We start from the raw sequence: 14,217 nt of genomic DNA on the forward strand, positions 1-14,217 counted from the left end.
TGGGGCGCCACCGTGGGCTTGGGCTCGCGGATGGCCTGGGGGCGCGGCGGTGGCGGCGCCTTCGTCACCTTGGGCTGTGGCGGCGGCGGGGGAGGCGGCGGCGGATCGACCTTCGGTTTCGGCGGCTCGACGAACTGGCTCAGGATCTCGACCGGAATCACCACTCTGCGGCGCGCCGGAGCAGCCCGCTTTGCAGTGCCCAGAGCGCGGCCGCGTGAAAAAGAATGACGCTTCCGGCAATGACGACATTGCGTGAGAGGCCGAGAACGGAGGGGGGAGGGGCAAAGCGGTCAGACACGATCAACCATTCGAATGCGGACACCGTCAAAGGTGCCCCGATTGCAGCAAAACCGCTACGAAGACGCTACGAGCGTTACTTTCGGAAAATCCACCAGACCGAACCCGCGACGAGGATCAGGCTGCCGCCGAGTGCCGAGACGAGTTCCATGCCTTGCTTTCCTTGATGGAGCTGGCAAGCTGGATCGCTCTCGGGCCTGTCTCGCAATTCAACGCGGCGACCGGGTGCGAGGCACTGCACTGCGCGACGATATCGCGCGCACAACCTTCACACTGGCCACACTGGGTGGCCACGCCGAGTTCGAACTGGACTTCGTCGAAAGTCATGCCGGCGCGCACATGCCGTGCGATTTCGCGGTCGGAGACTCGGCGGCAGACGCAAACGATCATGGCTGTGAAAGCGGCAGTTGGCTGGCTGTTGGATGTGATTCATTATAAATAAGAATCCATCGCATTTGCAATAACTATGGTGTTACCGGTTTATGCAACAGGGCCCTTTTGCCGTCAAACCTCCGACCAGAGTCGCAACAGATTGTGATAGTGGCCGGTGAGCGCCACCGTTTCTTCGCACTCCCCCAGCCGGCCGCGCAGCTTCTGGATGTTCTGGTCGAGCTCGAACAGCATGCCGCGCTGCTGGTCGCTGCGCACCATGCTCTGCAGCCAGAAGAACGAGCACACGCGCGCGCCCCGGGTCACGGGGTGCACGCGGTGCAGGCTGCTGGCCGGGTACAGGATCAGGTCGCCGGCCGGCAGCTTCACTTCGTGCGAGCCGTAGGTGTCGATCACCTCCAGCTCGCCGCCCTCGTAGTCTTCGGGTTCGCACAGAAAAAGGGTGCAGGACAGGTCTGTTCGCAGTTGCAGCCCGCTGCCGGGCACGGCCCTGACCGCTCCGTCGACGTGAACTCCGTAGTGTTCACCCCCTTCGTAGCGGTTGAACAACGGCGGCACGAAACGCAGCGGCAGCGCGGCCGAGAAGAAGAGGGCATTGCGGGCCAGCGCGGCCAGCACCGACTGGCCGAGTTCACGGCTGACCGGCGATTGTTCCGGCAACTGCCGGTTGCGCTTGACCTGGGCACCCTGGTCGCCGACGGTCTCGCGGCCGTCGGTCCAGTGGGTGGCGTCGAGCGCGGCGCGCATCTCGCGGACCTGGTCGGGGCTCAGCACCCCGGGCACATGCAGCATCATTTGTAGAGAATTCCGCAGTCAGAAAGGCTCCGGCACGGGCCGGGGTTCGAGTGTCGCACCGCATCGGACAAGGCCGGGCTCAGTAGACGTCGCGGCGATAGCGTCCGCTGGCTGCCAGCTCGCTCACCTGGGCGTCGCCCGCGACCTGGCGCAACGCGGCATCCACGCCCGAGGCCATGCCCTGCAGGCTCCCGCAGACATAGATCGCGGCGCCGTTGTGCAGCCATTCGAGCAATGCGTCGGCCGATTGCAGCAGGCGGTGCTGAACGTAGAAGCGCTCGGGCTGGTCGCGCGAGAACACCATGTCGAGTCGCTGAAGCACGCCTTGGGCCTGCCAGGCCTCGATTTCGTCGCGGTAGAGAAAGTCGTGCGCCGCCTGGCGCTCGCCGAACACCAGCCAGTTGTCATGCCTGCCCGCGGAGGCGCGTGCGCGCAGATGCGCGCGCAGGCCGGCCAGACCGGTGCCGTTGCCGATGAGGATCAATGGGCGTGCTTCGTTGCCGTCGAGGTGAAAGCCGCGATGTGGCCGCAGTCGCAAGGCCACGGTGTCGCCGATCGCGAGGGTCGAGGTGAGCAAGCCCGACGCGGCGCCCAGCGTGCCGTCGGGGTGCTGCTCCTGACGCACGAGCAGTTGCAGTTCGCCGTCGGTGGGCAGCGAGGAAATCGAGTAGTCGCGCGGGTGCGCCGCATCGCTCGCCACGGCCACTTGCGCCAGATCGCCGGAGGCCCAATGCGGCACCGCGCCGACTGGCGGCATCAGCCCCAGGTGAAAGACCGGGGCGCCCGCGCTGCCCGGGTTGAGCAGTTCGCGCGTGGAAAGGCGCCATTGCGCGAAGGCGGCGGCCGCTCCCTCCTCGGAGGATTCCATGGCCGGCGCGTCTCCCCAGCGCGCATGCCAGGCCGCCAACGCGGCGGGATCGCCGTTGTCGACCTCGATGCGCTCGAATTCGCGCGTCGCGCCTGCCGCGTGCAGCCACTCGTCGAGCGCACGGCCGAAGCCGCAGAAGTTGGCGTACTGCCTGTCGCCCAGCGCCAGGACGGCGTAGCGCAGCGAGCCCAGCGCGAGCGGGGAGCCCATCACGCGCTCGGTGAACACGCTGGCGCCGTCGGGCGCATCGCCTTCGCCATAGGTGCTAGCGATGAAAAGGGCGCGGCCCGCGTCGCCGAGGGTGGGGGCGTCGAGTGCGTTCAGTTCCATCACACGCGCGGGCGTGCCGGCGGCGCTCAGTCGTTTCGCGGTCTGCCAGGCGATGTCTTCGGCCTGGCCCGTCTGGCTGGCGAATACCACGAGGACCGGGGGTTCGTCGCGGCTGGTGGCCGACAGCGCGGCGGCGGCACGCAGGGCCGCGGCTTTTTTCCCGCGCTCGCGCATGTAGATGGCTGCGCAGAGTGCGCCATAGGCCGCAACGCAAGCGCCCGCGCCGAGCGCGCGCCACGCGGTCTCGTTCATGCGCCGGTCTGCGTGGGCCAGGCGGCCGTGGCTTGCACGACAGCGGCTGCCTCGCCATGGCTCACGAACAAGGCGGCAATGCCGTGGCGTTCCGCGAAGTCCCGGCCCTCGTCGGGGCCCAGCACCGTCAGCACCGTGGCCAGCGCATCGGCCTGCATGCATTGCGCGTGCAGCACGGTCACGCTCGCGAGCGCATGCGTGGCCGGCTCGCCCGTGCGCGGATCGACGGTGTGCGACCAGCGCTTGCCTTCATGCGTTCGTTGGTGCCAGCGATCGCCCGAGGTCGCGACGGCCATGTCCGCCAGCGCGATGGGCTGTGAGAAAGCAGGGCCGCCGTCGATCCGCACCTGCCACGGCAGTCCGCCGGGACGCGCCCGACGCCGCGCAGTTCCCCGCCGATTTCGAACAGGAAGTCCGCAAGGCCAAGCGCCCGCAGCGCCTGGACACCGTGGTCTACCGCAAAGCCCTTGGCAATGCCCGACAGATCGAGCGAGACGCCGCCCGGTTGCCGCAGCGAGCCTTCGGCCGTGTCGAACGCCAGTTGCTCCCAGCCGACGCGCACGCGCGCATCGGCGAGGGCCTGCGCCTCGGGCAAGCCGCTGTCCCGCGCTTCAGGGCCGAAGCCCCAGCATGCGACCAGCGGCCCGACCGTCGGATCGATCGCACCGCCGCTCGCCGCGGCCCACGACGCGGCGCAACGCATCACGTCGGCGAACTCGCGCGGCAACACGTGCCGTGAGCCGGGCGCGGCGCGATTGATCCGGCTGATGTCCGAGTCCGCCTCCCAATGGCTCATCTGCGCGATCACCAGCGCGAGCGCCGCCTCGACGGCCTCGCGCACCTGCGCCAGCGGCAGCATGCGCGGGTTGTCGAAACGCAGCGACCAGGTCGTGCCCATGGTCTGCCCGGCCAGTTGCTGCAGGCTGGCGGGGTCGGCGGGTCGAGGAACGGCCGCGTTGGCGTAGCCGCCAGCGCGCCAGGTGCTGAACGAAAGGCCCAAGGGCGCTGGCCGTGTCAGGGCATCACTTCGAGGGTGGCCGCGTAGCTCAGGCGGCGTTCCTTGGCTTGCGGCACCGTGGTCTTGCCGTCCTTGGTGCTGGCGTCGAGCCAGTACATGCCGGCGGTCGGCCAGGTCACGCTGAACTGGCCCTTGTCGTCGGTCTTGAGCTTGATCTCTTCGAGCTTGTCGCGGTACTGCGTGTTGCCGGCCGTCACGGTCACTTCCAGGCCCTTGGCGGGCTGGCCGTCGAGGTTCAGCGTGAAGGTGGCTTTCTCGCCCTTGACGAGGTCGGTCGGGCTGCCGGCCGAAATCAGTTCCAGGCCCTGGCCGACAGGCTTGAGCGCCGAGGGCTTGCCCACGGTCACGAAGGTCTCGATGCGGCCGGACGACTGCGTGATCGTCACGTCCGTCGCGTCGGCCGGCACTTCCTTGGCGATGCTCTCGGCCGTGCCGCGCGCGCGCTTGGCCTGGCCCGTGGCCTTGTCCTTCCAGCTCGCGAATGCGCCGGCGTTGATCACCGCGATGCGGTAGGTGCCGGGCTGCGCCACGCTCACGTCGAACACGTTGCGCAGCTTGAGCTTGGCTTCGGTCTCGGGCTTCACGCTGCTGCCGTCGGGCGCGGTGATCTGCAGGCCGTCCAGGCGCAGCGGCGCGTGGTTGGCCACGAACAGGTCGTTCGACACGGCGGCGTCGACGGTCACGGTGTCGGCCTTGGAGAACACGGTGGACGAGGGCAGCAGCCAGGCGTTGTGCGCCTGGGCCAGCGAGGCGACGGCCGAGAGGGCGATGGCGAGGCCGGCGGTGCGCAGGGTGAAGTGGGTCATGGCAATTCCTTGGAAGTGACGGGCTGGCGGTGAAAGGGGGCGATCAGGGCTTGAGCTCGAGCTTGATCTCGCCGAGCTCTTCCTTGCCGGACACAGTCGGCTGCGCGGCGGCGGTCGGCGGCCACTGGAAGGGAATGCTCACGACCTCGCGGCCGCCCACTTCGCGCGCGGCTTCGACCACCAGCTTGTAGGCGCCGGGTGCGAGCTTGGGCATGGCGGCGGTGCCTTCGGTGAAGCTCAGCTGGTGCTTGCCCGCCGGCTTGGTCGCGCCCGTCACGCCGTCGACCGGCACCGCGAGTTCGCGGCCGCCGCGACGCCACCACTGGCGCAGGTCCTTCAGCACTTCGTGCCTTCGCCTCGGGGTTGTTGGTCTTGGTGCGCACGTCGTACCAGACGGCCAGCGTGCCGGCGACGCTGTTGTCCGCGCGCTCGATCCAGGTGGCCACATAGGGGCGGTGGTACTCGGAGGCGTTCAGCCGCGGAATCTCGATGTTGACCGCGAGCCCCGCCGAGAAGGCCGGGGCCGCGAACAGCGCCGACATGGCAATCGGGGCGAGTGAATGGCGAGCGTGCACGAAAACCTCTTTTCCTGGAATCAATCAATGAATGAACAGCAGCGCGAGCAGCACCGGCACGACCAGCCCCATGCCCACCATGGGCCAGGTGAACGGCCGGTTGCCGGCGTGCATCTTGAGAATGAACAGGCCGGTGATCGAGAAGACCAGTGCGGCGCCCGCGAAGATGTCGATGAACCAGCTCCACGCAGCGCCGGTGTTGCGGCCCTTGTGGAGGTCGTGAGGTAGGAGAGCCAGCCGCGGTCGGTGCGCTCGTATTCGATTTCGCCGTCGGCCAGGTTCAGGCGCAGCCACGCGTCGCCGCCGGGGCGGGGGAGCGAGAGATAGATTTCGTCGTCCGACCACTCGGCGTCGCGCCCGGTGGTGTCGATGTCCCATTTCTTCTGGACCCAGGCCTGCAGTTCGGCGGGCAGGGGCGCCTTGCCTTTTTCGGCCTTGGCGGCGGGCAACTGCTTTTCGAGCTGCGCGCGCAGGGCTTCGTCGACCGCGCCGCTGAGCCTGGTGACGGCCGGCTTGGCCTCGATCTGCCCCGCGTGGTTGAGTGTGAAGCCCGTGACGCTGAACAGGATCATGCCGATCAGGCAGATGGCCGAACTCACCCAGTGCCATTCGTGCAGGGTCTTGAGCCAGTAGGCACGGCGGCGGTTGTCGGAGCGGGCAGCAGTCATTGAAGGCGCGGATTTTATCCGTGCGAATGAGAATGACTGTTATTCGTGGCGGGTTAAGTTAGGTAAAGCAATAAAAAACGGGACCGAAGTCCCGTTGGATGGCTGGCGTGAAAGCCGCGCTTATTCGATCTCGCCCATCTGCGACTGCAGGTAGTTCTGCAGGCCGACCCGGTCGATCAGGTCGATCTGGGTTTCGAGGAAGTCGATGTGCTCCTCGGTGTCGTCCAGGATCTTCTGCAGCAGGTCGCGGGACACGTAGTCGCGCACCGTTTCGCAGTGGGCAATGCCGTCCTTGATGGTGGCTTGCGCGCCGGTTTCCGCGCCGAGGTCGCAGCGCAGCAGTTCGGGCACGTCTTCGCCGATGTTCAGCTTGCCCAGGTCCTGCAGGTTCGGCAGGCCGTCGAGCATGAAGATGCGGTCCATGAGCCAGTCGGCGTGCTTCATTTCGCCGATCGATTCCTCGTATTCCTTCTTGGCCAGCTTGTCCAGGCCCCAGTGCTTGAGCATGCGGTAGTGCAGGAAGTACTGGTTGATTGCGGTCAGCTCGTTCTTGAGCTGCGCCTGCAGATGTTCGATGACCTTGGGGTCGCCCTTCATGGTTTTTTCCTTGTTCTGTTTCGGAGAGTCAGCAGCGATTGTCCGTGTCGTCGTCAGGGTTGCGCAAGCAATCCCATGCTCCGGCGGTCTGCATGCGTTTGATGGTGATAGGTGTTCGTATTCGGGCGGGAAAAGGCGCCGCCGGCACCTTTGTTTTTCATAGGCCGCACCGATGTAATCGATAGTTCATTGCTATCAAATTGTCTTAATTGGTAGTTATACTGATGGCTCGCAATTACTTTTGTCCAACCGCAGCATCCAAGGAATCACATGTCCCTGATCAACACCCAAGTCCTTCCTTTCAAGACCCAGGCCTACCTCAACGGCAAGTTCATCGACGTGTCCGACGAGACGCTCAAGGGCAAGTGGTCCGTGCTGATCTTCATGCCCGCGGCCTTCACCTTCAACTGCCCGACCGAAGTCGAAGACGCGGCCGACAACTACCCCGAATTCCAGAAGCTGGGTGCCGAGGTCTACATCGTGACCACCGACACGCACTTCTCGCACAAGGTCTGGCACGACACCTCGCCGGCCGTCGGCAAGGCCAAGTTCCCGCTGGTGGGCGACCCGACCCACACGCTGACCAACGCTTTCGGCGTGCACATCCCTGAAGAAGGCCTGGCACTGCGCGGCACCTTCGTGATCAACCCCGAAGGCATCATCAAGACGGCCGAAGTGCACTCGAACGAAATCGCTCGCGACGTCAAGGAAACGCTGCGCAAGCTGAAGGCCGCCGTGTACACCGCCGCTCACCCGAACGAAGTGTGCCCGGCCAAGTGGAATGAAGGCGACAAGACCATCGCTCCGTCGTTCGACCTCGTCGGCAAGATCTAAGCGCCCCGCGCGAAAGCCCGGGCGCTCAGGTGGCCCCGGGCTTTTTTGTCCCCAGTTGATAGTTTCCAGTTATCGAAAGAGAGTCCCTCATGCTCGACGCAAACACCAAAGCCCAATTGAAGAGTTACCTCGAACGCGCCACGCAGTCGATCGAGATCGTCGCTTCGCTCGACGACAGCAAGGCCTCGGGCGAAGTGTTGTCGCTGCTGAAGGACGTCCAGGAAGTCTCGCCGCTGGTCAAGCTGACCGAAAGCCGCGACGACAACCACCGCAAGCCCTCGTTCTCGATCAACCGACCGAGCGAAAACCACGGCCCGCGTTTCGCCGGCCTGCCGATGGGCCATGAATTCACTTCGCTGATCCTTGCGCTGCTGCAGATCGGCGGCTACCCCCCGAGGTCGAGCAGGCCGTGCTCGACCAGATCAAGGCGCTCGATGGCGATTTCGAATTCGAGATCTACGTCTCGCTGACCTGCCACAACTGCCCCGACGTGGTCCAGGCGCTGAACCTGATGGCGGTGCAGAACCCGCGCATCCGCGCCACGATGATCGAGGGCGGCACCTTCCAGGACGAAGTCAAGGAACGCCAGGTGATGGCCGTGCCGACCGTGTTCCTGAACGGCACCGAGTTCGGCCAGGGCCGCATGAGCCTGGAAGAAATCCTCGCCAAGATCGACAACAGCGGCGTCGAGCGCGAGGCCAGGAAGATTGCCGCCAAGGACCCGTTCGACGTGCTGATCGTCGGCGGCGGTCCTGCCGGCGCCGCGGCGGCCGTGTACGCCGCGCGCAAGGGCATCCGCACTGGCGTGGCCTCGGAGCGCTTCGGCGGCCAGGTGCTGGACACCATGGGCATCGAGAACTTCATCTCGATCAAGGAAACCGAAGGGCCGAAGTTCGCCCATGCGCTCGAAGAGCACGTGCGCGACTACGAGGTCGACATCATGAACCTGCAGCGCGCCAAGGCGCTGGTTCCGGGCGACCTGATCGAAGTGCAGCTGGAAAGCGGCGCCTCGCTCAAGAGCAAGACCGTGATCATTTCGACCGGTGCGCGCTGGCGCAACATCAACGTGCCCGGCGAGCACGAGTTCAAGAACAAGGGCGTGGCCTACTGCCCGCACTGCGACGGCCCGCTGTTCAAGGGCAAGCGCGTGGCGGTGATCGGCGGCGGCAACTCGGGCGTCGAGGCGGCCATCGACCTGGCCGGCATCGTGGGCCATGTCACGCTGATCGAGTTCGACACGCAACTGCGCGCCGACGCCGTGCTGCAGCGCAAGCTCAAGAGCCTGAAGAACGTCGACATCTTCACCAACGCGCAGACCACCGAGATCACCGGCGACCAGAAGGTCAACGGCCTGGTCTTCAAGGACCGCGCCACGGGCGAACTGAAGAAGGTCGAGCTCGAAGGCGTGTTCATCCAGATCGGCCTGGTGCCCAACACCGACTGGCTCAAGGGCACGGTCGAGCTGTCGAAGCACGGCGAGATCATCGTCGACGCACGCGGCCAGACCTCGGTGCCGGGCGTGTTCGCGGCGGGGGACGCCACCACGGTGCCGTTCAAGCAGATCATCATCGCGGCGGGCGACGGCGCGAAGGCCGCGCTCGGTGCGTTCGATCACCTGATCCGGACATCGGCCCCAGCATAAGTAAGCATTTGGTTGTTTGATTGAGAATTATTCTCATAAAATAATGAGCTCGGGTCCTACGGCGTAGGGCCCCTCATTGCCAGCCAGATCCCCCGCGCAGCCGCCTGCGCCCTCCAAGGTCCAGCAAGCAGTTCCTCAACTGTTTCTGGACCTTTTTTCGTGGCCGCAAAAACCAACCTCCGCCGTTCCCATCGCCTCGCTCTCCTGCCGTGCCTGATCGCTTCGGGCCTCGGCCTCGCCGTGCCTTCGTGGGCGCAGCGCGTCGCGGCGCTCAACGAAGTGGTGGTGAGCGGCTCGCGCTCCGAGCAGTCGCGCGACGACCTGCCGGTGAGCACCGAGGTCATCGGCCGCGACGACATCGAGTCCAAGCAGATCACCGACATCCGCGACGCGGTGCGCGACCTGCCGAACGTGTCGGTCAAGCGCTCTCCCGCGCGCTTCGGCCTGGCGCAGGGCAACACCGGGCGCGACGGCAACGCGGGCTTCAACATCCGCGGCCTCGACGGCAATCGCGTGCTGCTGCTGACCGACGGCATCCGCACGCCGCGCAGCTACGTCTTCAGTGCCAACGCGTTCGGCCGCGACTACTTCGACATCAGCCTGGTCGATCGCATCGAGATCATCAAGGGCCCGGCCTCCGCGCTGTACGGCTCCGACGGCCTCGCGGGCCTGGTGAACTTCATCACGCGCGACCCGGCGTCGTACCTGCGCGACGGCAAGACTTTCGGCGGCAGCGCGAGCATCGGCTACAGCGGCGACGACAACGGCACGCGCGGCGGCGTCACGCTCGCGGGCAAGGCCAACGACACAGTGCAGTGGCTCATCTCGGCCAACATGGGCCGCGCGAGCGCACTCGAAAACATGGGCACCAACAACGCCCCCAACGTCGACCGCACCACGCCCAACCCGCAGCGCGACCGCAACAAGGCGCTGCTGGCCAAGGTCATCCTCACGCCCAACGCCGACCAGCGCCACGGCTTCACCTTCGAGCACGTCGACAAGACCAGCCGCTACGACCTGCTGACGGGCGTGTCGAAGCCGCCGTACGCCTCGACCTCGGTCATCGGGCTGAACGCCAAGAGCGACCTGCAGCGCGACCGCTTCACCTACGACGGCCGCCTGCGCCTGAACTCCGTGGTGGCCGACAGCCTGCTCGCGGTGGTGAGCTACCAGAAGGCGAAGTCGCGCGAGTTCATCTACGAAGACCGCTACACCGCCGCCGACCGCACGCGCGACGTCACCTACGACGAAGCCACCTGGCAGTTCGGCCTGCAGGCCGACAAGACCGTTCGCATGGGCGACTGGGCGCAGAAGATCACCTACGGCTTCGACTACACCCGCACCAACGTCCGGAACCTGCAGACCGGCCTGGTGCCGCCGGCCGGCGAGAGCTATCCGCTCAAGCGCTTTCCCGACACACGCGAGACCTCGTCGGCGTTCTACGTGCAGGACGAGTTCATTCACGACCGCTGGAGCATCACGCCCGGCATCCGCTTCGACCGCTTCTCGCTCGACGCCAGGCAGGACGGCTTCAGCGCGCAGGCCGTGTCGCTGTCGGGCTCGGCGGTGTCGCCCAAGCTGGGCGTGCTGTTCCGCGCCACGCCGCAGTGGAGCCTGTACGGCAACTACGCCTCGGGCTTCAAGGCGCCCAACGCGTTCCAGGTCAACAACTTCTTCGAGAACGTGATCTCGGGCTACAAGACCATTCCGAACCCGAACCTCAAGCCCGAGAAGAGCCAGAACATCGAGCTGGGCATGCGTGGGCGCACCGGCGTGCTGAGCTACGACGTGGCCGCGTTCACCGGCGACTACAAGGACCTGATCGAGAACGACCGCCAGGTGGGCGGCCAGTTCGGCTCGCGCACCAACCCGGCGGTCTTCCAGTCGGTGAACATCGGGCGTGCGCGCATCAGCGGCTTCGAGATCAAGGGCGAGCTCGACTTCACCGACAACGGCAACGGCTTCTCCGTGCCCTTCGCCTACGGCCAGACGCGTGGGCGCGACCGCACCAACAACCGTCCGCTGAACTCGATCGACCCGAGCAAGGCCAGCGTGGGCATCAAGTACCAGGCGCCGGTGTGGAGCGTGCGCCTGGACGCCGTGAACCATGCGCGCAAGAAGTGGTCGGACATCGACCGCACCGAGGTCACAACCGGCACCCAGTTCCAGACGCCCGCGGCCACCACCTTCGACATCAGCGCGCAGTGGCGCATCCGCAAGGACCTGCGCCTGAACGCGTCGGTCACGAACCTCACGAACAAGCGCTACTGGATGTGGAGCGACGTGCGCGGGCTGACCTCGACGTCGACCATCCGCGACGCCTACACGCAGCCGGGCCGCAGCTTCAACGTGTCGCTCGTGGCGGACTTCTGAGCGCGCCGCAACAGCTATTCGACCCAAGGAAAACCCGATGAATGCACAAGACATCCGAGACCGTTTCGCCGCCTTGCGCGCCAAGGGCATGCGCCACAAGGACGCAGCCGCGGCCATGGGCCTGTCGGAGGGCGCGGCCGTGGCCGCGCACACCGGCGCGCACGACAAGGCGCTGAGCGCCACGCGGCTGCGCGGCCCGTGGGTCGAGCTGCTGCAGGCGCTCGAGCTGTGCGGCCCCGTGCTCGCGCTCACGCGCAACGAGACCACGGTGCATGAGAAGACCGGTGTCTACGAGAAGGTGTCGGGCAGCGACGCCATGGGGCTCGCGCTGGGCGAAGCCATCGACCTGCGGCTTTTCTTCAGCCGCTGGCACGCGGGCTTCGCGGTGAGCGAGGCGGCGGCCAACGCGGGCGTGCCGCCGTCGCAGAGCCTGCAGTTCTTCAATGCGCAGGGCGTGGCCGTGCACAAGATCTTCGTGCGCGACGCGAGCGACCGCGATGCGTTCCAGTCGGTCATCGCCAGCTACACCGCGGCCGACGAGCCGGTGGTGTTCGTGCCCGCGGAAGCCAAGGCCGTGCCGCGCGAAGACAGCGCCATCGACGCGAGCGGCCTGGCCGATGCGTGGCGCGCCATGCAGGACACGCACGAGTTCTTCGGCCTGCTGAACAAGTTCAGCGTCGAGCGCCAGCAGAGCTTTCGCCTGACCGAAGGCCAGTTCACGCAGCGCGCCGAACTGAGCGCGGTGCGCGACCTGCTGCAGGAGGCTTCGTTCGACGGCACGCCGATCATGGTGTTCGTCGGCAGCCCGGGCTGCATCCAGATCCACTCGGGTCCCGTGGTGCGCATCGAGCCGCTCGAAGTGTGCGGCGCCGACGAGAACGCGCCGCCGATTCGCTGGCTCAACGTGCTCGACCCCGGCTTCAACCTGCACCTGCGCGAAGACCGTATCGCCAGCGTCTGGATCGTCGAGAAGCCGACCAGCGACGGCATCGTGACCTCGGTCGAGGCCTTCGACGGCGAGGGCGAACTCATGGCCATGTTCTTCGGCGCGCGCAAGCCCGGCGTGCCCGAGCGCGAAGAATGGCGCCGCATCGTGAGCGAACTGCCGCGCCTGCAACCTGCCGCACAGAAGCCATGACCGCCTTTCAGAACATGAACGACCGCCTGCCGCAGCGCCGCGATGTGCTGCGCCTGCTTTCCGCTTCGGCCCTCGGTGCGACCGCGCTGCCTCTGTTCGCGCAGGACGCCGCGAAGCTGCCGAAGCTCGTGACCGTCAGCGGCGCGATCACCGAGGTCGTCTACCTGCTGGGCGCCGAGGGGCAACTCGTCGGCACCGACACCACCAGCCTCTACCCGGCCGCCGCGCGTTCCACGCCCAAGGTCGGCTACATGCGCCAGTTGTCGGCCGAGGGCCTGCTCTCGCTCAAGCCCGATGCGGTGATCGCCACCAACGAGTCGGGCCCGACGGTGGTGCTCGACCAGATCCGCAGCGCGGGCGTGAAGGTCGAGATCATCGAGGCCGACCACAGCTGGGGCGAAGTGCGGCGCAAGGTGCAGGCCGTGGGCCGCGCCTCCGCGCGCGAGGCGCAGGCGCGCGAGCTGCAGGCCAAGCTCGACGCCGAGTGGAACCAGATGCGCCAGCGCGTGGCCGCCGCCAAGGGGCGCAAGCCGCGCGTGCTGTTCGTGCTGTCGCACAGCGCCAGCCCGCAAGTGTCGGGCGAGAAGACCGCGGCGCATTCGATGATCGGCTACGCGGGCGGCGTCAACGCGCTCGGCGGCTTCTACGGCTACCGGCCGATGACGGCCGAGGCCATGGCCAGCGCCGCGCCCGACATCATCCTGACCAGCACGCAGAGCATCGAGGCCCACGGCGGCGTCGACAAGTTCTGGCAGCGGCCCGAGCTCGCGCTCACGCCGGCTTTCAGGAAGCGCAGCCTGATCACGCAGGACGCCTTGCTGCTGTTGGGCTTCGGCCCGCGCATGCCGTCGGCCACCGCGGAACTGCACGAGAAATTCCTGGCTGCCGTGGCATGACGCAGCGCTTTTCTGCCCGGGCCGTGCTGGGCGGCAGCGCACTGCTGCTCGTCGCGGCCTTCGTGGTGGGCGCGGTGTCGGGCGCCTATGCCATCAGCCTGCCGCAACTCTGGAACGTGCTGACGACGCTGGGGCACGGTGCCGACAAGTCGCCCGAGCACCTGGTGTTTCTCAACATCCGCCTGCCGCGCCTCGTGCTCGGCGTGGCGGCCGGCGCGGGGCTCGGCATGGCGGGCACGCTGATGCAGGGGCTGTTCCGCAACCCGTTGGCCGACCCGGGGCTGGTGGGCATCAGCAGCGGCGCCGCGCTGGCGGCGGGCGTGACGATCGTGCTCGGCGCGTGGCTGTGGCCCGTGCTGCCGCGCACGCTCGGCAGCTGGACGCTGGTGCTCATGGCCTTCGGCGGCGGGTTGTCCGTGACCTTGCTGATCTACAGCCTGTCGCGTAGCGAGGGCGGCACGCGCATGGCGCTGATGCTGCTCGCGGGCATTGCCGTGAACGCGCTGGCCGGCGCGGGGCTCGGCTTCCTGAGCGTGATGGCGACCGACGAGCAACTGCGCAGCCTGCAGTTCTGGCTGCTCGGCAGCCTGGGCGGCGCGCGCTGGAGCGCGGTGTTGCTGGTGGCAGCGGCGGTGGCGACGGCCTGCGTGGCCGCGCGATCGCTGGCCGCGCCGCTGAACGCCATCGCGCTGGGCGAGTCGCAGGCGGCGCTGCTCGGCGTGGACGTGGAGCGCACCA

The 14,217-nt window shown here is 67.0% G+C and carries 10 protein-coding genes and 5 pseudogenes; 6 read left to right on the forward strand and 9 right to left on the reverse strand.

Annotated elements, in window-relative coordinates; genetic code table 11:
- The 9 genes and pseudogenes from BMG07_RS35420 to bfr all read right to left on the reverse strand — a co-directional run.
- Positions 1–322, reverse strand: a pseudogene (locus BMG07_RS35420) (energy transducer TonB); the annotation flags it as partial.
- Between the two features lie 92 nt (positions 323–414).
- Positions 415–687, reverse strand: coding sequence for a bacterioferritin-associated ferredoxin (locus BMG07_RS35425; RefSeq protein WP_198088431.1), 273 nt, complete (start codon positions 685–687; stop codon positions 415–417).
- 114 nt (positions 688–801) lie between these two features.
- Positions 802–1,482 (reverse strand): Fe2+-dependent dioxygenase, encoded by a 681-nt coding sequence (locus tag BMG07_RS35430; protein ID WP_198088432.1) that lies wholly within the window; start codon positions 1,480–1,482, stop codon positions 802–804.
- Between the two features lie 79 nt (positions 1,483–1,561).
- Positions 1,562–2,932, reverse strand: a complete 1,371-nt coding sequence (locus BMG07_RS35435) for a sulfite reductase subunit alpha (RefSeq protein ID WP_198088433.1) — start codon at positions 2,930–2,932, stop codon at positions 1,562–1,564.
- A pseudogene (locus BMG07_RS35440) lies at positions 2,929–3,830 on the reverse strand (FAD:protein FMN transferase). The gene BMG07_RS35435 and the pseudogene BMG07_RS35440 overlap by 4 nt, the downstream one beginning before the upstream one ends.
- A gap of 116 nt (positions 3,831–3,946) precedes the next feature.
- Entirely contained in the window at positions 3,947–4,756 is an 810-nt protein-coding gene (locus tag BMG07_RS35445) for a DUF4198 domain-containing protein (protein WP_198088434.1), read from the reverse strand.
- A 43-nt stretch (positions 4,757–4,799) separates the two neighbouring features.
- Positions 4,800–5,298: pseudogene (locus tag BMG07_RS35450) on the reverse strand (DUF2271 domain-containing protein).
- A 57-nt stretch (positions 5,299–5,355) separates the two neighbouring features.
- Positions 5,356–5,999, reverse strand: a pseudogene (locus BMG07_RS35455) (PepSY-associated TM helix domain-containing protein).
- 120 nt (positions 6,000–6,119) lie between these two features.
- Positions 6,120–6,596 carry a bacterioferritin gene (bfr, locus tag BMG07_RS35460; protein WP_198088435.1) on the reverse strand — a complete coding sequence of 159 codons (477 nt, stop codon included), beginning with the start codon at positions 6,594–6,596 and terminating at the stop codon, positions 6,120–6,122.
- A 270-nt stretch (positions 6,597–6,866) separates the two neighbouring features.
- Here bfr and ahpC point away from each other — a divergent pair, with 270 nt between their 5' ends.
- The 6 genes and pseudogenes from ahpC to BMG07_RS35490 all read left to right on the forward strand — a co-directional run.
- Entirely contained in the window at positions 6,867–7,430 is a 564-nt protein-coding gene (gene ahpC / locus BMG07_RS35465; protein WP_028258851.1) for an alkyl hydroperoxide reductase subunit C, read from the forward strand.
- A gap of 89 nt (positions 7,431–7,519) precedes the next feature.
- A pseudogene (gene ahpF, locus BMG07_RS35470) lies at positions 7,520–9,072 on the forward strand (alkyl hydroperoxide reductase subunit F).
- A gap of 240 nt (positions 9,073–9,312) precedes the next feature.
- Positions 9,313–11,445, forward strand: a complete 2,133-nt coding sequence (locus BMG07_RS35475) for a TonB-dependent hemoglobin/transferrin/lactoferrin family receptor (protein WP_307867237.1) — start codon at positions 9,313–9,315, stop codon at positions 11,443–11,445.
- 37 nt (positions 11,446–11,482) lie between these two features.
- Positions 11,483–12,583 (forward strand): hemin-degrading factor, encoded by a 1,101-nt coding sequence (locus tag BMG07_RS35480; protein ID WP_198088437.1) that lies wholly within the window; start codon positions 11,483–11,485, stop codon positions 12,581–12,583.
- The gene (locus tag BMG07_RS35485) at positions 12,580–13,479 is read left to right on the forward strand and encodes a hemin ABC transporter substrate-binding protein (protein ID WP_269759719.1); all 900 of its coding nucleotides are present in this window, start codon (positions 12,580–12,582) and stop codon (positions 13,477–13,479) included. Before BMG07_RS35480 ends, BMG07_RS35485 begins: the two co-directional genes overlap by 4 nt.
- On the forward strand, positions 13,476–14,217 hold a 742-nt coding region (locus tag BMG07_RS35490; RefSeq protein WP_198088438.1), incomplete at its 3' end, for an iron ABC transporter permease. The genes BMG07_RS35485 and BMG07_RS35490, both read left to right, overlap by 4 nt.

It is taken from the genome of Variovorax sp. E3, assembly GCF_016082275.1.
Taxonomy (GTDB): Bacteria; Pseudomonadota; Gammaproteobacteria; order Burkholderiales; family Burkholderiaceae_C; genus Variovorax.